We start from the raw sequence: 15966 nt of genomic DNA, 5'->3' as shown, positions 1-15966 counted from the left end.
ACGATTTCATAAGGTGACTTCATGACGGCGCAACCCCAGGCCAATTCCGGTGTGCTGAGCCGGTATCGAGAACGGGTCGAACGCAGCACGGAGGAGCACTCCGGGCAGCATGCCGGCGACTCTGGCGATCACCGCGGCATCTGCGTCGACGAGTGGCTCAGCGATGCCGGCACCGAACAGCACCAGCAGCTGACCGACATCGTCGAGTCGATCGGCATCGGTGGCCTGCTGGCGCGCAAGGCGGCGACTGCCCGGCACATCAAGGAGGACGGCCTCACCTACACCGTCGCCGGTGAGGACCGGGCCCGTCCCTGGCAACTCGACCCGTTGCCGGTGGTGCTGTCGGACGACGAATGGGCGCGACTCGAGCGCGGCCTGGCCCAACGGGCGATGCTGCTGGACGCCCTGCTCGGCGACCTCTATGGCGAGCGTCGCATGATCAGCGAGGGTGTCATCCCGGCGGCTGCCGTCGTGGGGCACGACGGATTCCTGCCGGCGGCCGACGGCATCCGGTTGCCGGGCGATCGCCAACTGGTGATGACCAGCGTGGACCTGGCCCGCGATGCGTCCGGCGCCTGGACGGTGCTTGCCGACCGTAACCAGGCGCCGTCCGGAGCTGGTTACGCGATGGCTGACCGACGCATCGTGGCTCGGACGATGCCGAGGCTGTACCGCAACACCGCCCTCGCTCGACTGCGCGGCTTCTTCGACCAGATGAGCGACGCGTTGCTCGACGCAGCCCCGGTCGCAGTCGATCAGCCGAACATCGCGCTGCTGTCACCCGGACCGGCGAGTGAGACCGCTTTCGACCAGGCCTTCCTGGCGAGCCTGCTGGGTCTGCCGGTCGTGCAGGCCGAAGACCTCACCATGCGCGACGGACGGGTCTGGCGACAGACGACTCACAAGCCACAGCATGTCGACGTGTTGGTTCGTCGCGTGGACGCCGCATGGTCGGATCCGCTTGATCTGCGGGGTGATTCGCGTCTGGGCGTCACCGGGCTCACCGAGGCCGCGCGCCGGGGGATGATCAGCGTGGTGAACCCGCTCGGTAGCGGTGTGCTGGAGAACCCGGCGCTCGTGCCGTTCCTGCCGGAGGCCGCGAAGCGACTGCTCGGCGAGGACCTGTTGCTTCCGGACGCCCGCACCTGGTGGTTCGGTGACCGCGAGCAGCGTGCCGAGGCGATGGACCGTCTCGATGAGCTCGTCATCAAACCGATCAGTCGCGGAGAAGCAGACCCGGCGACGCACGGTTGGGAACTGTCGTCGAGCGAACTGGACGACCTCAGAGTTCAGATCGAGGCCGAGCCGTGGAAGTGGGCGGCACAGGAGCAGGTCGCGATGTCGACCGCTCCGGTGATCGCGGCCGAAGGTCTCGAACCGCGGCGCCTGGTCTTGCGCACCTTCGGGGTCGGGGCGAACGACGGATACCGCTTCCTGCCGGGCGGTTTGGGTCGCGTCGCGGCGAACAGCACGAGCTGGAACGTGTCCAACTCCCACGGTGGCATCGCCAAGGACGTCTGGGTGCTGGCTCCGACCGAGTTCGAGGTAGCGATGGCCGAGCGCGGACGTCACCGCGACACCCTCAAGCTCACCGTCGAACCCGACTCGATGTCTCTGGCCCCACGCGTTGCAGACGACCTTTTTTGGCTCGGACGCTACGCCGAGCGCGCGGAGTCGACCGCCCGTCTGGCGACGGTGGTCGATGACCTCGTCGCCGATCACCACGGCCGGTCCGGTTCACCCGGGCAGGCCGCCATGCGAGAAATGGTGCAGGCGCTCAGCCAGGTCACCGGAGTGGCTGCGCCACAAGGCGATTCGCACCCTTCCGAGTTCCTCCGGACGATCGTCTTCGCCGAGAACACTCCCGGCACCATCGCGTACACGGTCAGCAACCTGTCGCGTGCCGCGTACGCCGTCCGTGAACTCCTTTCGCCCGACACGTGGCTGATCCTGAGCCGATTGCAGAGTGCGATCAATCGTCCGGTCGACGACGACGAGCCACTGCCGGGTGTCCTCGCGCAGGTGCTCGAGTGCCTCGTCGGGCTTGCCGGCCTCGCGTCGGAGAACACGGTGCGCGACGAGGTATGGGCCTTCATGGACCTGGGACGAAGGGTCGAGCGCTCCTTGCAGGTGTCGACGTTGTTGCGGGTGGCGATCGGTACCGAACGCTCGCCCGTGGCGGACGGCCAGATCACCGAGGCGACGCTGCGGGCGTGCGACAGCGTGATCACGTTCCGCCGGCGCCTCGCGTCCGGCACCGGTCCGGCGTCCCCGGTGGCAGGCATGCTGCAGTTGCTGCTGCGTGACCCGATCAACCCCAGGTCGCTCGAGTTCCAGTTCAAGCGCATCACCGGCATCACCCAGGTCATCGAGGACGAAGGCGTGCGGGCAGCCGTCGATGCGCTCACCAAGCGGCTCGAAGCGGTCTCGCCGGAGGACCTCGGCATGAACGAGCGGTCCCGGCTCGTGGATGTCTCCGTCGAGCTGACCTCGTTGCTGCGTGACCTGAGCGACCAGGTCTCACACCGCTACTTCGTGCGGCCGGAGCCGCCCCGTCGCGTCAACACCATCCACGAGGTCGGAGTGCGCCAGTGAGCGACCAAGTCCCCGATCTGCACAACACGCGTCGGTACGAGATCCGCCACACCACCGAGTACCAGTACGACGACTTCGTGACGGCCTCCTACAGCCGGGCGTGCCTGCGGCCGCGGTCGACCGAACACCAAAAGGTGCTGTCGAACGTCATCGAGGTCACGCCGCCCGCGCACGTCATGTCCGAACACACCGACTTCTTCGGCAACTTCAGTCACTACCTGGAGATCCGGACGCGGCACACCAGGTTCGCGGTGACCAAGCGTTCCCACGTCGAGATCACCTGGCCGAAGGCCGATGTCGAAGCACTCAACAATTGGACGGTGCAGTCGGCACGCGAGGAGATGGAAGCCACCTCCGGCGGGTTCGACCTCGACCACACCCGTTACCTGCTGCCGTCGCGGCTGGTCGATGTCACTCCGACAGTCGCCGCCTACGCACAGGAGCACCTTCCGGACAACCGTCCGTTGGGCGATGCTCTGGTGCACCTGTACGAGCTGATCTACAGCGAGTTCAAATACGCGAAGGGCATGACGACCACCTCCACCACGCTGGAGGAGGTCATCGAGGGCAAGGCTGGTGTCTGCCAGGACTTCGCGCATCTCGCCGCCGGCATGGCCCGGCACGTGGGTCTGCCGGCCCGGTACGTGAGCGGGTACATCGAGACCGTTCCGCCGAAGGGCAAGCCCAAACTCGCCGGCTCGGACGCCACCCACGCGTGGGTGGCGATCCGGACTCCGCTCGGATGGGTGGATCTCGACCCGACGAACAACCACTTCGCAGATTCGCGGTACATCGTGACCGCCTGGGGCCGCGACTTCCGCGACGTGTCCCCACTCAAGGGAATCATCTTCGCCGAGGGCAGCGGTAGCAAGCTCAATGTCGCCGTCGACGTGATTCCGTTGACCGGCAACGGCGCCCAGCCGACGCTGACCGACTGAGCCGAGTCAGGCCGTGGGCTCAGATGCGGGATCGAAGTTTCCGCGAGCCCGTCGCCCGCAAGTTCGTCCAGTGGCTTCGGGGGAACCGGAGCTGTGCTTGCGATTGTCTTGCCGATCATCTTTTCGAAGTTGAACCCCGACTTCGCCATGTTGACAGAGAACCCCGGCTTGGTGGAGGTAGCTGTGGGTGTGCCCTGCGTGAAATATGAGGTTCACTCGAGCAAGGGTCCAGCAAGAGCGCCCGGACACGGTCGATGCGGGAGTTTCGGGGTCCGCGTGCTAATGTTTCGGGCTGTTGGCCAGCCGGGAAATCGGCCGGCCACTCACCTCGTCCGGGTGGCGGAATGGCAGACGCGCTAGCTTGAGGTGCTAGTGCCCTTTAACGGGCGTGGGGGTTCAAGTCCCCCTCCGGACACAACCCTTAAACCCCCTCTCTACGGAGATCAGGGTCTAGGCGAGGAATCCCGCGCGATGGCGCGGGATTCTTCTAGGTGGTGATGGTTGCGCAACGACAAAGCCGCTCAGCACGTGGCTTGAGCGGCTTTGTCGTTGCTTGTCAGGCGGACTGTGTTGTGGCCTTCTTACGTCCTGCACCGGGGTACTCCCGAGTGAAGAGACGATTGTTCGGGACGCCGTTGTGCAGCAACGTTCCTCCCCAGACTCCGGACTCGAGCGACTTGACGCCGGCGCGCCCACACATCAGCTTGGCCGGACAGTCCGAGCAGATCTTCTTGGCTGCGGACAGGTCGCGGTTGGTGTTCGGGAAGAAGATCTCGGGCTGCGGATGACCAGAGCACGCCCACTGCAGGGCGTTGCTGCGCATGTGCGCGACCTCGGCCGGGACGTGCCGGTCCGGCCAGCGCTCCTCGACCGAAGGTGACGCGGCAGGGCGCGTCGTTCCAGGCAGGGTGCGCGCAGCGGTTCGAAGTTCCATGTTCGTGACGGTGCGACGCGCGGTTCAGTCCGCGGTCGGAACGAGGGTCAGATGCCGGCGGTCGAAGTCGCCCTCGGCTTCCCAGTCGTAGATGCCGCGCTCGGTCGTGGTGTCGAGGTCCTCATTCAGATCGGATCCGTCGAGTACACGTAGCACCGGTGGCTGAACCACGTCGTCGGTCGAGACGGTGGCTGCGGTGACGGCTACATCGAGGTGTCAGTCATCGCCGTCTCCGGATGCGAGCGACCCGCTGCTAATACCTTCGGACATGGAGGACAGCGCAGCGGGTCGCTCGTTGAGAATATGCGCGACGGCCGAGGTGCGGATCGCTTCCGCCACGGCTTCGGGTGTGCGCCGGTCCTCCGGACGGGTCGCCAGGTTCTCCATGACTCCGTCCCGGACGTTCGCGGCCAGGTACGACCACAGTGCCTGCGTGGTCGGTTCGGAGCCCGTGGCTGCGGCCAGGTCGAGCACGCGGGAGTGGGCCTTGACGGCGATCTCGCCGGTCGGCTTCTTCTGACTGAACGGGTGCGCGATCCCGTGGGCTTCAGCGGCATCCCTGACCGGAGCGAGTCCACCCCAGGTGACGAGCAGCTCATGGGTCTCCAGCAAGGTGATCATCTCAATGGCATCAGCGAGACGATCGCCGTCGAACGACTCGAACCACTGGGCTGAGCAGAAGGCGAGAGTCGGAGGGGTCGGGGGACTGTGGGTGACCGAGAGCGCGACGAGGTTGCGTGCGCGCTTCGGAATGTAGGTGTTGTCCTGTTCCATATCAGCACGGTGCGACAGCCCCGGGCCGGTACCTCGGGACGTCATCCGCGTCGCACCGTGGGCGGCATGTCAAACGCCACAGTCATTCCGCTACGCACCGCCTCTTTCCGTGTCCCGCGTCTTCCGCTGCGTCAACCGCAAAGCCGCGAAGCGTGGTGCGGGCACATCGCTGCGAGTTGCGTGAAGTACCGCAAGGGGCGGTCGGTCATCGGGCCGGTGCGGGTTGAGTTGACGCACGGTGTGAAGCGGCCGGCGATGCACTACGGGGCGCACGGCGTTTTTCCCAAGAGCCCGGCCTACCCTACGAACGGGCACTCGGCACTGGATCTGATGGAGGACGCCCTCGACGGCATCGTCGCCGGTGGGCTCATCTCAAGCAAGCAGTCCGTCGTCGACCTGCAGATCCGTAGGGTCTATGTCGACACCGATGGGAAGACCGGTTTGCACGTCAAGGTCATCGGCCTGGCGACGCGAGTCGCTTCCTTGCCAAGGAACGCAGCGGCCTAGCGAACAGCGGACAGGTCTGTGGTGTCGCGGACTCGGCGGGCAACGTTCAGGCGACCGCTAGATGTTCTGTCCGGAGAGGTTAGGCACGCGGTCGATGGGTGATTGGCCCTTGAGGCTGGTGTGGCCGCGGTGGTGATTGTAGTGATGGAGCCGTTCGGGGTAGGTCGTGTCCCGCGTCAAGAACACGGCCTTGCTCCCCGCCAGGCTTGAGCGCGGGATCCCAGGCGGATGGGCGCGTTCGGCCTGTGGAGATCGGGCGCTACTTCAACAGGACGAGGGCCCAGTGGACGGAGGCCAGGCTGCTGTGCCATTCTCACCGACGATGCTCTCCGACACCGGTGCCCGGGCCACCCCCCGCTCCCGACTCTTGCGTCACCCCGCGCAGACCGTGGTCGCGGCATTCGCGGTGGGCAACACCATCGGCACCCTGCTCCTCATGCTCCCGATGGCACGAACCGGTGATGGAGGCGCACCATTCGTCACCGCACTTTTCACCTCCACAAGTGCAGTGTGTGTCACCGGCCTCGTCACCGTGGACACAGCGACCTACTGGACCGGTTTCGGCCAGGCCGTCATCCTCGGACTCATCCAGGTCGGCGGGTTCGGATTCATGACGATGACCACTTTGCTGGTGCTGTTCATCGGCCGGCGGCTAGGTCTGCGCAGCCGAATCGCAGCGGCTGCCGAAACAAAGAGCGGGGTCGGCGACGTTCGCACCGTCCTAGTGGGAGTCTTCAGAATCACCGTCATCGTCGAGGCAGTCGTCGCTCTTGCCCTGACACTCAGGTTCTGGCTCGGCCACGGCTTCGGCTTCTTGGAGTCTCTGCGACTCGGCGGATTCCACGCAGTGTCGGCCTTCAACAACGCCGGGTTCGCGCTGTTCAGCGACAGCCTCATGAGTTACCTCACCGACCCCTGGATTCAACTCCCGATCGTCGTGGCCATCGTCATCGGCGGCCTCGGATTCCCCGTCCTGCTCGAACTCCTGCGTCGCCGTGCACGCAGGCACTGGTCGTTGCACACCCAACTCACACTTTTCATGACCACGATCCTTCTCGTCGGCGGAACCGTGTTCATGACGCTCAGCGAATGGGGTAATGACGCGACGATCGGAACACTGAATCCAGCGCAGAAGCTGCTGGCCGGCTTCGTCCACGCCGTGCAGCCGCGTACCGCGGGTTTCAACGCCTGGGACTACGGGCAGGCCACCGACGAGACGTTGCTCGGCACAATCATGCTGATGTTCGTCGGAGGTGGATCGGCCGGCACCGCCGGTGGACTGAAGGTCACCACGTTCGTCGTCCTATTCTTCGTCATCGTTGCCGAGGTTCGTGGCGAGCATGATGTGGTCGCGTTCGGCCGGCGGATCGGCGATCGCACTGTGCGGCAGGCCATCACCGTGGCTCTACTGGGGGTTGCTGCCGTTGTGGGATCGACCATGCTCCTCACTCAACTCACCGGTCTGCCCTTCCGCGACGTGCTTTTCGAGACGACGAGTGCCTTCTCGACGGTCGGGTTGTCCACCGGAATCACTGCCCAGGTGCCGGAATCGGGTCAGTTTGTATTGGCTGCCCTGATGTTCCTGGGGAGGTTGGGGCCGGTGACCCTAGTGTCGGCTCTGGCGTTGCGCAAGCGCGGACGCCGATACACCTACCCGGAAGGATGGCCCCTCATTGGCTAAGCGCATCGGAGCTGGCGGCGGAGTCGTCGTCATCGGACTCGGCCGTTTCGGCAAATCTCTTGCGCTGGAGCTCGAGAGTGATGGCATCGAAGTCCTGGGCATCGACGCAGACCCGCGCCCTGTCCAAGCTGTTGCAGGCAGGCTCACCCACGTCGTTCAGGCCGACGCGACCGACGCAGAAGCCATGCGCCAGCTGTCTGTGCATGAGTTCGACCGGGCCGTCATTGCCATCGGGTCCAGCCTTGAGGCAAGTGTGCTCGCAGCCTTCGTCCTGCGCGGTCTGCACGTACCGCATATCTGGGCCAAGGCAACCACCAAGGCCCAAGCGCAGATCCTCGAGCAGGTCGGGGTTGAGCACGTCGTGCGCCCCGAACATGAAATGGGCCGTCGTACAGCTCACCTCGTGCGCGGCAAGATGCTGGACTACATCGAGTTCGACGATGGATTCGCCATCGTTCGTACACGCCCACCGCGCAGCATTCTCGGCAAGACTCTCGCGGAGGCAGCAGTCCGTTCGAAATGGGGCGTCACGGTCGTCGGCGTCAAGGCCACCGGCAAGGACTTCACCCACGCGACCGCCGAGACGGTGGTCGAGGACGGGCATCTCATCATCGTCTCCGGCGAGCGCCGCAAGGTCGAAGCGTTCTCCAACCAGTAGTGACCGCGAACAATGGACCCTCGCACACCACGTCTTTTCTCAGGTGGCGATGAGGAAAACGCCCGTGTCTGTGCTGTGACCTGCTGATTTGTCGTGGCAGTCGCGATCCGGCGTCCATTGCGCACCCCGCCACTCGCATCCGACACGCCGTAACACTGCGACTGAAACCGGTAGCCAGGTAGCCATACGACGCGTGCGGTAGCCGCTGGAACCGCATATGTGCAAGACGTATCGTACGCGTAGTACGTTCGGCTCACGCCATCAGAACCGGTCAGCTGGACAGATCCCGGCTGCAGCGTAGGTGAGGTCCGACAGTTCGTATCGACCGACGCGCGGGACCATCGCGCCTACCTGGTAGTGACAGGTTTCCCGCAGGTCGGCGGCGACGTCTTCCGCATCGCCCATGCCGTATGGGCGGACTGCTGCTCATAATCGGCCTAGATGTTCTGTCCGGAGAGGTTAGGCACGCGGTCGATGGGTGATTGGCCCTTGAGGCTGGTGTGGCCGCGGTGGTGATTGTAGTGATGGAGCCATTCGGGGTAGGTCGCACGGCGGTCGGCTTCTGAGGTGTAAGCGCACGCGTAAGCCCATTCCTCCAGCAGGGTCCGGTTGAAGCGTTCGACCGTGCCGTTGGTTTGCGGACGGTAGGGGCGGGTACGGCGGTGTTTGATGCGCGTGCCGAGCGTCTTGGCCCATAACCGGCTGCGGTAGCAGGCGCCGTTGTCGGTCAGGACCGCTTTGACGGTGATGCCATGGCGAGCGAAGAACTGTTGGGCACGCTTCCAGAACGCTGCGGCTGTCTCCTTGCGTTCATCGCTGAGGATCTCTGAGTAGGCCAGCCGGGAGTGGTCATCGACGGCGTGGTGGAGGTAGACGTAGCCACGCGAGGATGATGCGCCCTGACGTGCGGCACGGTCACGGGCCACGCCGGCACGTCGGTCCTGAGCCGAACCGCGTCCGGTGATGCGCCACCCACCGCCGTCGGGGATCTTCCCGAGTTTCTTGATGTCGACATGCACCAGGTCACCGGGTGCCTGGTGTTCATACCGTTGCTTGTCGCGTGAGGATGCCTTGATGCGGGTCCCGGTCGCGGGGTCGGTCCACTTCAGTCGCGGGCAGCCGTACCGGCGCAGCACGTGGTGCACGGTCGAGGGATTCAACCCCAGGTGGTAGGCGATACGGGCCGGACCCCACCGGCGTGTCACCCGCAGGTTGATAATCCGGCGTTCAGTGCGCCGCGGTAACTGGTGGGGACAGTGGTGTGGTCGTGAGGATCGGTCGGTCATCCCTGCCGGGCCATGTTCCCGGTACCGCAACGCCCAGCGGCGTGCGGTCGTGATGCTGACCGAAAACCGTTCAGCAGCGTGCGCGTAGGACCACTGCTCATCGACGACGAGCTTGGCCAAGCGGAGCCGGCCAGCCGGTGTGAGCGTCGCGTTAGCGTGGGACATGAAGACCTCCGTGGTGAATGTGAGTGCGTGGTAGCTCCACACCTCACCCGGAGGTCTTCCTCACTTTCCAGTCGACTCGCCGTAACTAACGTCCGTGGACAGAACAGCTAGACCGAGGTGGAGGTCGCGGCGCCAACGGAAGCGGTGTGCGGCTGCCTGGGTGAGTTCGAGCTCGGACAGTACGCCGGCTTTGATCGCGTCGCGGGTGGTGTGGACCCAGGCGATGTAGTGCTCGATGTTGAAGATACGCAGCAACACGATCGTCTGCGCGGTCTTGCCGATCCGGCGCTGACGAATGCGCCGTAGTCGGCCGGTGGCTCGTTCGGCGAGGGCGAGATCAGCAGCCAGGGCGGCGTCGAGGGTTTGTTCAAGAGGCATGTCTGAGCGGTGCGACGTCCAATGTGTCGCACCGTTCGTTTCCAGGGCCTGTGCTCGGTCGCCCGCCATCAGGGGGAAACACTCCGCCGCCATTCCTACGGGTACCACCGCCTACACAGAACGGAGTTCGCGCGATGACCACTCACGGCTACGCCGCTCGTGCCCAGACGGGTTGCACTCGATGACGACTATCGACGCCACCGGTACCCTGCACGACGCCAGGGGCCGGTTCGCGGGGCGCGTTGCCGGCGAAGGAGACACCGACCTGTCGATGGAGGCGTCGCAGTCCGGCAACTACGGCGCGCTGGACCGGGATGCCCGCTTGAAGGCGATGCAGGCTGATCTGTCGAACGCGGTGTAGCAGCTAGTCGAGTCGGGTCAGCTCACCGCCTACCTGGACGCACGCGCTGCCAACGGTATGTCGCGCTGGTCGACGAACAACCAGTTGCTTGCCGCGGTGCAGGTCGCCCGCCGTGAAGGCATCACCGACGTCCACGAGGTGCTTGCCCGGATGGGCACGATCGACGCGCGGGGCGCGAAGGCGTGGAACGCGGCCGGACGCAAGATCACCTCCGGTAAGGGTTCGGCCCTCTACATCCAGGCGCCGGTCACCAAGTGGATCAGCGTCCAGGACAAGGACGACCCGGACAAGACGGTCCGGCGCAAGGTCATGGTCGGTACGACGCCGTGCGCGGTGTTCGATGTGACGCAGACCGACGGTGACCCGGTGCCGCAGCACCCGAGCCGGCCCGCCATCGGGGGCACCCAGGAGATGCTCGACGGGATGCGTGACTGGGTGGTGTCCAAGGGCTACTCGTATGAGGAGAAGGAGATTCCCGGCTGCGACCCGGTGACCCTCAAGGGCACGATGGCCTACGTCGAGCCGAGGTCGAAGAGCGTCGTCGTGGATTCGCGCCTCAGCGTCGAGCAGAAGGTGCAGGCCGCCTCGCACGAGATCGGACACGTCGCGTGTGGGCACGTCGACGACGATGCCGCGGACTACGCGACCCACCGGGGCCGGATGGAGTCGGAGGCCGAGGCCTTCAGCTATCTGCTGCGCCGTGAGGGCGGGCTGTCCTCCTCCGACTGCGAAGCATTCAGCCCCGGATACATCGCCGGCTGGAGCCGTGGCGACACCAAGACGGTGACCGCCGCCATCGACCACGCCGCCAAGTCGTACGAGAAGTTCGCCGACGAAGCGGGTTGGAACGCAACAGAATCCACTACAACAGAAAGCTGACCGGACATGGGTTTCATGGATTTTCTCAAGGCCCGTGAAGAGCAGGTCGCCCCCGACGAAGAGGTGCGACCGGAGTTCGTCGCGCAGGTCGAGAACCCCACAACGGGTGAGATCACAACGCTGCTGGCTGACTCCGAGGACGAGCTCGAGGAGAAGATCGCCGCGTTCGGTGAGGACGACGACGAGCCGGCACTGGCGGGGGTTGGTGACGATGACCTCTGAGCGCGCACTCACCCTGGTCCAGCGGTACGCCTACAACCACCGGATCGCACTCAACGGACGGTATGCCGTGCGCCCCGCACCGGACGGTGGGTTCGTCGTCGAACCGGAATCGTCCAACGACCCGGTATTCGCGGTGACATCCACCGGCACGGTCATCGCGTTCCAACGGTCCCTGGTCGCAGCCTGAGCGACCAAGAACCGCCGACTGCTTCAAGCGGTCGGCGGTTCTTACTGTCCTGCAACGGTTTTTGGAGACGACTGTGCGATCAGCGCGATCCCCAGTACGTCTGCGGGACGTCGACACCGGCCTGCATCATCGCCTCTTCGACCGCCGAGCGAACCTCGGGGTCAAGCCCTCGGTTGCGTTTGCCGAGCATCTGCTCGATCTTCCAGGCGTTCCCGGAGTCGGGCTGAACCAACTCGAAGGCGCCAATGAGGTCCTCGCCGTGATGCACCGACCCCAGGATGGACCGTCCGGTATTCCATGCGTGGGCGTACCCACCGATGCAGTTGTGGAGCCGGTCGCCCCATTCGACGAGATCGAGAGCGGTGCGCGGCACCGTGATCCGGTAGCCGTCGGGAAGCTTGGCCGACACGAGCGACGACTAGACATGGCTGATGGACTCCCTCAGCACGTCAGCCTTCTGCTGGACTGTCAGGTCGCGCGTCATCCCACCGAGACGCTCAATCTGTTCCCGGCGCAACTGGTCACGCTGGGCCCGAGTGAGCCTGTCGTGCAGGTCCGCCCACGACTCGACGCGAGTCACTGTTGGGTCAACCGGGAACCGTGCCAGGTCGCCCAGACCGTTGAGAGTGACCTTGGCGCCGTCACACATCTGCGCACGCTGCCCGAGGCACAACCGACGAATCGAGCGCTCGTCCAGGTTGCGCAGGTGCTTCTCGATCTGACCTACGTTGGACGCCGTTCGGTTTTCGACCGTCGTGCTGTTCAGGAACTGAACGATCCAGTCGACCGGCGCAACGAGTCGAAGCGCATGGGCGACCGTGATGGTGCTCAAGTCGGACTGCGCCACTGCGCGCACCAGGTCAGACCGATACCGGAGCACCCCGAACAGATTGCGGGTGAACGTCGGGAGGTCCGGTGCGCCAACCATCGCGCGTTGGATGTGGGCGGGCGAGTGGGCGTCGAATGAACCGAAGTAGCTGAACAACGGCATGAGGTCATCAGCCCGCCGCGGTTCAGTGAGACCGTGCCGGCGGATGAGGTTTGAGCCGTTCGGTCCGAGCTGAGTCGCCAGCCAATCGAGTTTCGGGATCGGCACCCAGTGGCTCTCCATCCAGCGGGCCCCGGCGCGGCGGGACATGGTGAGCCGCTGGACGCGACCGTCGCGGCAGAGCCGGAATGTTTAGATGCTACCGGTCATCCACCGAGTCCACGGCTTCCCGTTCTTGCTGACGCCTTGCTTCCGAATACTTCGGAGATGGACGATCGACCAGCGGCCTTCAGGACGGATCACCAGGATGGTCCGGTAGTGACTCGCCGGGGTCAAGGACCCGGATTGAGGATCTAGCCACGACTTAACAGACGTGTCGCGCAACAGGATGCGCGGGTGGCCGTGCTTGTTGGGCGCGATCTCACGCGGCAGCGTGAGATTCTCGGTGGGCGTTCGTTCCAGGGTTGCTACAGACATGACCGGACGGTGCGACGCCGTCTGGCCGGTCAGCCGAGGAGGTCCTTCAACCGTCTGTCGCTGAACTCGGCGCCGCCCTCGAACCGGGTCGCCACGCCGTCCTTCTCGGCGAGCACCGAGAAGCCGGTGCCGTAAGTGCGCTCGATGACGACCCGGTCGTACGCGGGGAACTCGTGCGGCTCCAACTCCAGACGAGTCTGCGCCGGCATGTGCTCGAAACGGTCCGACTTCTTGATTGTCGCGCTATCACGCAGAAGGCGGAACCACGTGGCGTCGTGAAAGTATCAGCCTCCTGATCGGTTCCATCCGGTCTCAGATGTACTTACCTGCGAGAATTTCGACGGCCTCCCAGACTTCGCGTTCGCGGTCCGGGTTGTAGGACTCGGCTGAGGATCGTGCCACCTGGTCGCGGTCGATGTAGGCCCCGCTGGGTGTCTCGACCTCGCCCAGCACCGCGTCGGCGAGGAAGCGACCGGCCTGTTCCAATGTTGTCGCCAGTGGCGTGACGGTCAGAAGCGGCATGATCCGTCGCATCGCGAATCGGGAGATGGCGTTGGCGTCTCGGGCCAGGTCGGTGCCGGGTACGAATCCTGGGTTGTAGCCGGTGATCGTCGGCCCTGCCGGGAAGCGGCGGGCGTATTCGTGGATGAGGTAGATCGCGGCGAGCTTGCTGGTGGAGTACGCGGTGCGCCCCGCAGCCGTGTTTCCCAGGTCGGTGAATGCACCGACACGAGCCAGGGTATCCGCGGACTGCCAGCGTGGGCCGGGCACCATGCCCAGGTTGTGCCGGAGGTCGCCGAAGTGCGTATCGCTGACGGTGACCACCACCCTCGCCTGCGCGTCCAGATGATTGTGAAGCCTTCGGATGAGGACATGGTTCGCGAGCACGTTGACCGCGAACGTCGACTCGAAACCGTCGACGGTCTCGGTGTGCGCATTCGTGTGCTGCGCTCCCGCGTTGCAGACCAGCGTTTGGATCGGGGGCACGTCGCCTGCCGTCGCCCGCTCGATCACGGTATTCGCGGCATCGCTCACGCTTTGCATGGATGACAGGTCGCAGTCGATGGCCGATACGCCGCCGCCGAGTGCGCGGAGTTCATCGACGAGTTCCGGCGAAGCCCTACGGTTCAGCAGCATCAGATGGGTCAGAGGATGGTCGCGCAGCAGATGCTTGGCTGCGATTCTGCCGATACCGCGACTGGCCCCGGTCATCACCACGGTCTGCCCCATATCGGTCACTGCTCCGATCCACCGTCCGGGCACTGCCCGCAGCTGCCTGCGATGGCGTGGATCAGCAGTGCCGTATCGCTGTCCGGTAGTAATCCGCCCTTGGCGTCGCCGAATGCGATGCGTGCGAGGATCGTCCCGACCACCAGATGAGCGGCGGTGCCGGGATCGACGGTGGTCCGTTCGCCACGTGCCTGAGCGCGGTCGAGGATCACGCCCAGGTGTGTCACAGTCGGATCGAAGATGCTCGCGCGTACGATTCCCGCCAGTTCCGCGTCATGCGCGGATTCGCCGACGAGCGCGACCAGCGTCGCCCCGATCTGGCCGGAGAGCACTCGCCGCTTATGAGCGAACAGTTCGCGCAGATCGCCCTCGGTGGTGCCGGTATCGATGTCAGCGGCCTCGGTGTCCGCGATCTGCTCCGCTGCCGCAAGCAGCAGGTCGCGCTTCGAGGGCCACCGACGGTACAGCGTCGCGGTCGAGACCCCGGCCCGCTTCGCCACCGCAGCAGTGGTCAGCCGCGCGTATCCATCGTCTGCCAGCAGCGACAGCACCGCCTCCATGATCGCCGGAGCCAACTCAGCATTGACCGGACGACCCCGTGAGCCTCCGCGTTCTCGCTCAGACCCATCCACCCCTGCACCTCAATTATTCGATACGAAACGACTTCACTTCATAAACTAGCGTGCTGCGCTGGACGACGCAACAGGTCCCAATGGGGCGACTCGTCGTAATTGGGTCGGGTGGTGAACCGTACCGTCGTTATGCGATGGATGCGATCACAGAGATCCATGATGTAGCAATGGTGTTGACGTCGGCGCCAACCTGGCAGCGCGAATACGCAAGCGACATCCGTGTTGTCGAACCCGGTGACGTTGGCGCGATGACCCTGGCAGTCCGGGCGCTTCTCGACGGTTACGACTAGGTCGGAGCGCTGACGTGGGACGAACTGGTCCTGTCGGAGGCCACCGCGACGTGTGAGCAGCTCGACCTTCCTGGGCTCGGGGTTGCAGCAGCGAGCAGGTGTCGGGACAAGCTGCAAACGCGACAGTGCCTCGCCCAGGCCGGGGTACCGTCAGCTCGTTATGCCCACGCACTCACCGCGAAGCAGGCTGTTGATGCGGCGGAATCAATTGGATTTCCGGTGGTTGTCAAGCCGAGGTCGCTCGCCGGGTCCGCGGGTGTTGTTCTGGCGCATGACGCAGCATCGGTAGATGAGGCGTTTGCTATTGCCGACGCGGCCCGCTACTCGACTCTGCCCCATCAGAGTGGCGTCCTCGTTGAGGAATACCTGGACGGACCCGAGGTGAGCGTCGATGCGATCAGCTGGGCGACGGGACATGAGATCTTGCAGGTTACGCAGAAGGAGGTGGGCTTCCTGCCGTACTTTGAGGAGGTCGCACATGCCACCGGTGACCACGCGAGCGACACTGACTCTGACAGCCTTGCTCAGGTTGCGAAACATGCCGTACACGCCCTGGGAGTTCGGGCGGGCATCACGCACACAGAAATTAAACTCACGCGCCGCGGCCCGGTAGTCGTCGAGGTAAACGGTCGACTGGGGGGCGACTTCATCCCGCTCCGGCGCGGGTCTGGCCCGATATCTGAGCTCTGCTGGGGTGCCAGTGCTGGAGGTCTTGCGCCCAAGTCGGCAGATCCGCCGGATGCGTGGCAAGTCCGACGAGATCGATGCCTACGCCGCCGCGGAG

General features: G+C 64.9%; 20 protein-coding genes and 1 tRNA gene. 12 read left to right on the top strand and 9 right to left on the bottom strand.

Translation table 11 applies throughout. The annotated features are described in order from the left end of the window. Positions 1-21: 21 nt before the first annotated feature. The 3 genes from ACYU8W_RS06135 to ACYU8W_RS06125 all read left to right on the top strand — a co-directional run bounded on the left by ACYU8W_RS06135 (position 22) and on the right by ACYU8W_RS06125 (position 3948). A complete protein-coding gene (locus tag ACYU8W_RS06135; RefSeq protein WP_499467521.1) occupies positions 22-2595 on the top strand; it encodes a circularly permuted type 2 ATP-grasp protein in 2574 nt (857 codons plus the stop codon). Continuing rightward, entirely contained in the window at positions 2592-3533 is a 942-nt protein-coding gene (locus ACYU8W_RS06130) for a transglutaminase family protein (protein ID WP_499467519.1), read from the top strand. Before ACYU8W_RS06135 ends, ACYU8W_RS06130 begins: the two co-directional genes overlap by 4 nt. Before the next feature lie 330 nt (positions 3534-3863). Beyond that, positions 3864-3948, top strand: a tRNA-Leu gene (locus ACYU8W_RS06125). Positions 3949-4089: 141 nt separating this feature from the next. Here the strand turns inward: ACYU8W_RS06125 and ACYU8W_RS06120 are convergent. Genes ACYU8W_RS06120 through ACYU8W_RS06110 form a run of 3 tightly spaced genes read right to left on the bottom strand, consistent with a single transcriptional unit; the run spans position 4090 to position 5241 of the window. After that, on the bottom strand, positions 4090-4467 hold the full coding sequence (locus ACYU8W_RS06120; protein ID WP_499467518.1) for a WhiB family transcriptional regulator: 378 nt from the start codon (positions 4465-4467) through the stop codon (positions 4090-4092). 24 nt (positions 4468-4491) lie between these two features. Further along, entirely contained in the window at positions 4492-4638 is a 147-nt protein-coding gene (locus ACYU8W_RS06115; protein ID WP_168990308.1) for a hypothetical protein, read from the bottom strand. 45 nt (positions 4639-4683) lie between these two features. Continuing rightward, positions 4684-5241 carry a hypothetical protein gene (locus tag ACYU8W_RS06110; protein ID WP_239701837.1) on the bottom strand — a complete coding sequence of 186 codons (558 nt, stop codon included), beginning with the start codon at positions 5239-5241 and terminating at the stop codon, positions 4684-4686. Positions 5242-5307: 66 nt separating this feature from the next. Between ACYU8W_RS06110 and ACYU8W_RS06105 the strand changes: the two genes are divergently transcribed. The 3 genes from ACYU8W_RS06105 to ACYU8W_RS06095 all read left to right on the top strand — a co-directional run bounded on the left by ACYU8W_RS06105 (position 5308) and on the right by ACYU8W_RS06095 (position 8087). Beyond that, a complete protein-coding gene (locus ACYU8W_RS06105; protein WP_239701838.1) occupies positions 5308-5748 on the top strand; it encodes a hypothetical protein in 441 nt (146 codons plus the stop codon). A 322-nt stretch (positions 5749-6070) separates the two neighbouring features. After that, entirely contained in the window at positions 6071-7429 is a 1359-nt protein-coding gene (locus ACYU8W_RS06100) for a TrkH family potassium uptake protein (RefSeq protein WP_129627508.1), read from the top strand. Continuing rightward, on the top strand, positions 7422-8087 hold the full coding sequence (locus tag ACYU8W_RS06095; RefSeq protein WP_499467515.1) for a potassium channel family protein: 666 nt from the start codon (positions 7422-7424) through the stop codon (positions 8085-8087). The genes ACYU8W_RS06100 and ACYU8W_RS06095 overlap by 8 nt, the downstream gene beginning before the upstream one ends. Before the next feature lie 437 nt (positions 8088-8524). On the opposite strand, the gene ACYU8W_RS06090 is transcribed toward ACYU8W_RS06095, so the two are convergent. Both ACYU8W_RS06090 and ACYU8W_RS06085 read right to left on the bottom strand, forming a co-directional pair. Further along, on the bottom strand, positions 8525-9538 hold the full coding sequence (locus ACYU8W_RS06090) for an IS481 family transposase (protein ID WP_499467513.1): 1014 nt from the start codon (positions 9536-9538) through the stop codon (positions 8525-8527). 60 nt (positions 9539-9598) lie between these two features. Continuing rightward, positions 9599-9916, bottom strand: coding sequence for a hypothetical protein (locus ACYU8W_RS06085; RefSeq protein ID WP_499467511.1), 318 nt, complete (start codon positions 9914-9916; stop codon positions 9599-9601). Between the two features lie 181 nt (positions 9917-10097). Between ACYU8W_RS06085 and ACYU8W_RS06080 the strand changes: the two genes are divergently transcribed. Genes ACYU8W_RS06080 through ACYU8W_RS06065 form a run of 4 tightly spaced genes read left to right on the top strand, consistent with a single transcriptional unit; the run spans position 10098 to position 11565 of the window. Then, complete coding sequence (locus ACYU8W_RS06080; RefSeq protein WP_499467509.1) at positions 10098-10277, top strand: hypothetical protein; 180 nt, start codon at positions 10098-10100, stop codon at positions 10275-10277. Positions 10278-10334: 57 nt separating this feature from the next. Further along, entirely contained in the window at positions 10335-11156 is an 822-nt protein-coding gene (locus tag ACYU8W_RS06075) for an ImmA/IrrE family metallo-endopeptidase (protein ID WP_499467507.1), read from the top strand. Between the two features lie 6 nt (positions 11157-11162). Then, the gene (locus ACYU8W_RS06070) at positions 11163-11378 is read left to right on the top strand and encodes a hypothetical protein (RefSeq protein ID WP_499467505.1); all 216 of its coding nucleotides are present in this window, start codon (positions 11163-11165) and stop codon (positions 11376-11378) included. Further along, on the top strand, positions 11368-11565 hold the full coding sequence (locus ACYU8W_RS06065) for a hypothetical protein (RefSeq protein WP_499467503.1): 198 nt from the start codon (positions 11368-11370) through the stop codon (positions 11563-11565). The genes ACYU8W_RS06070 and ACYU8W_RS06065 overlap by 11 nt, the downstream gene beginning before the upstream one ends. A gap of 79 nt (positions 11566-11644) precedes the next feature. Here the strand turns inward: ACYU8W_RS06065 and ACYU8W_RS06060 are convergent, their stop codons facing one another. Beyond that, positions 11645-11974 carry a PcfJ domain-containing protein gene (locus tag ACYU8W_RS06060; RefSeq protein WP_499467501.1) on the bottom strand — a complete coding sequence of 110 codons (330 nt, stop codon included), beginning with the start codon at positions 11972-11974 and terminating at the stop codon, positions 11645-11647. A gap of 15 nt (positions 11975-11989) precedes the next feature. Between ACYU8W_RS06060 and ACYU8W_RS06055 the strand changes: the two genes are divergently transcribed. Beyond that, positions 11990-12532, top strand: a complete 543-nt coding sequence (locus tag ACYU8W_RS06055) for a hypothetical protein (RefSeq protein ID WP_499467500.1) — start codon at positions 11990-11992, stop codon at positions 12530-12532. Positions 12533-13059: 527 nt separating this feature from the next. Here ACYU8W_RS06055 and ACYU8W_RS06050 read toward each other — a convergent pair. The 3 genes from ACYU8W_RS06050 to ACYU8W_RS06040 all read right to left on the bottom strand — a co-directional run bounded on the left by ACYU8W_RS06050 (position 13060) and on the right by ACYU8W_RS06040 (position 14820). Continuing rightward, on the bottom strand, positions 13060-13239 hold the full coding sequence (locus ACYU8W_RS06050; RefSeq protein WP_499467498.1) for a hypothetical protein: 180 nt from the start codon (positions 13237-13239) through the stop codon (positions 13060-13062). 103 nt (positions 13240-13342) lie between these two features. Then, positions 13343-14260 (bottom strand): SDR family NAD(P)-dependent oxidoreductase, encoded by a 918-nt coding sequence (locus tag ACYU8W_RS06045; protein ID WP_499467809.1) that lies wholly within the window; start codon positions 14258-14260, stop codon positions 13343-13345. A gap of 5 nt (positions 14261-14265) precedes the next feature. Then, on the bottom strand, positions 14266-14820 hold the full coding sequence (locus ACYU8W_RS06040; protein WP_499467496.1) for a TetR/AcrR family transcriptional regulator: 555 nt from the start codon (positions 14818-14820) through the stop codon (positions 14266-14268). 371 nt (positions 14821-15191) lie between these two features. On the opposite strand from ACYU8W_RS06040, the gene ACYU8W_RS06035 reads away from it, so the two are divergent. Then, the coding region (locus ACYU8W_RS06035) for an ATP-grasp domain-containing protein (RefSeq protein ID WP_499467807.1) at positions 15192-15966 on the top strand (775 nt) is incomplete at its 3' end.

The sequence above is a fragment of the Yimella radicis genome (assembly GCF_054778255.1).
Note: the sequence above shows the minus strand (reverse complement) of the source record. Positions and strands in the feature narration are given on the sequence as shown.

What these genes read in the sequence shown, in the direction of transcription:
- ACYU8W_RS06135 (WP_499467521.1), top strand. Translation starts at nt 22, where the DNA reads ATGACGGCGCAACCCCAGGCCAATTCCGGTGTGCTGAGCCGGTATCGA.
- ACYU8W_RS06120 (WP_499467518.1), bottom strand. Translation starts at nt 4,467, where the DNA reads ATGGAACTTCGAACCGCTGCGCGCACCCTGCCTGGAACGACGCGCCCT.
- ACYU8W_RS06110 (WP_239701837.1), bottom strand. Translation starts at nt 5,241, where the DNA reads ATGGAACAGGACAACACCTACATTCCGAAGCGCGCACGCAACCTCGTC.
- ACYU8W_RS06105 (WP_239701838.1), top strand. Translation starts at nt 5,308, where the DNA reads ATGTCAAACGCCACAGTCATTCCGCTACGCACCGCCTCTTTCCGTGTC.
- ACYU8W_RS06100 (WP_129627508.1), top strand. Translation starts at nt 6,071, where the DNA reads ATGCTCTCCGACACCGGTGCCCGGGCCACCCCCCGCTCCCGACTCTTG.
- ACYU8W_RS06090 (WP_499467513.1), bottom strand. Translation starts at nt 9,538, where the DNA reads ATGTCCCACGCTAACGCGACGCTCACACCGGCTGGCCGGCTCCGCTTG.
- ACYU8W_RS06085 (WP_499467511.1), bottom strand. Translation starts at nt 9,916, where the DNA reads ATGCCTCTTGAACAAACCCTCGACGCCGCCCTGGCTGCTGATCTCGCC.
- ACYU8W_RS06080 (WP_499467509.1), top strand. Translation starts at nt 10,098, where the DNA reads ATGACGACTATCGACGCCACCGGTACCCTGCACGACGCCAGGGGCCGG.
- ACYU8W_RS06075 (WP_499467507.1), top strand. Translation starts at nt 10,335, where the DNA reads ATGTCGCGCTGGTCGACGAACAACCAGTTGCTTGCCGCGGTGCAGGTC.
- ACYU8W_RS06070 (WP_499467505.1), top strand. Translation starts at nt 11,163, where the DNA reads ATGGGTTTCATGGATTTTCTCAAGGCCCGTGAAGAGCAGGTCGCCCCC.
- ACYU8W_RS06065 (WP_499467503.1), top strand. Translation starts at nt 11,368, where the DNA reads ATGACCTCTGAGCGCGCACTCACCCTGGTCCAGCGGTACGCCTACAAC.
- ACYU8W_RS06055 (WP_499467500.1), top strand. Translation starts at nt 11,990, where the DNA reads ATGGCTGATGGACTCCCTCAGCACGTCAGCCTTCTGCTGGACTGTCAG.
- ACYU8W_RS06050 (WP_499467498.1), bottom strand. Translation starts at nt 13,239, where the DNA reads ATGCCGGCGCAGACTCGTCTGGAGTTGGAGCCGCACGAGTTCCCCGCG.
- ACYU8W_RS06045 (WP_499467809.1), bottom strand. Translation starts at nt 14,260, where the DNA reads ATGGGGCAGACCGTGGTGATGACCGGGGCCAGTCGCGGTATCGGCAGA.
- ACYU8W_RS06040 (WP_499467496.1), bottom strand. Translation starts at nt 14,820, where the DNA reads ATGGAGGCGGTGCTGTCGCTGCTGGCAGACGATGGATACGCGCGGCTG.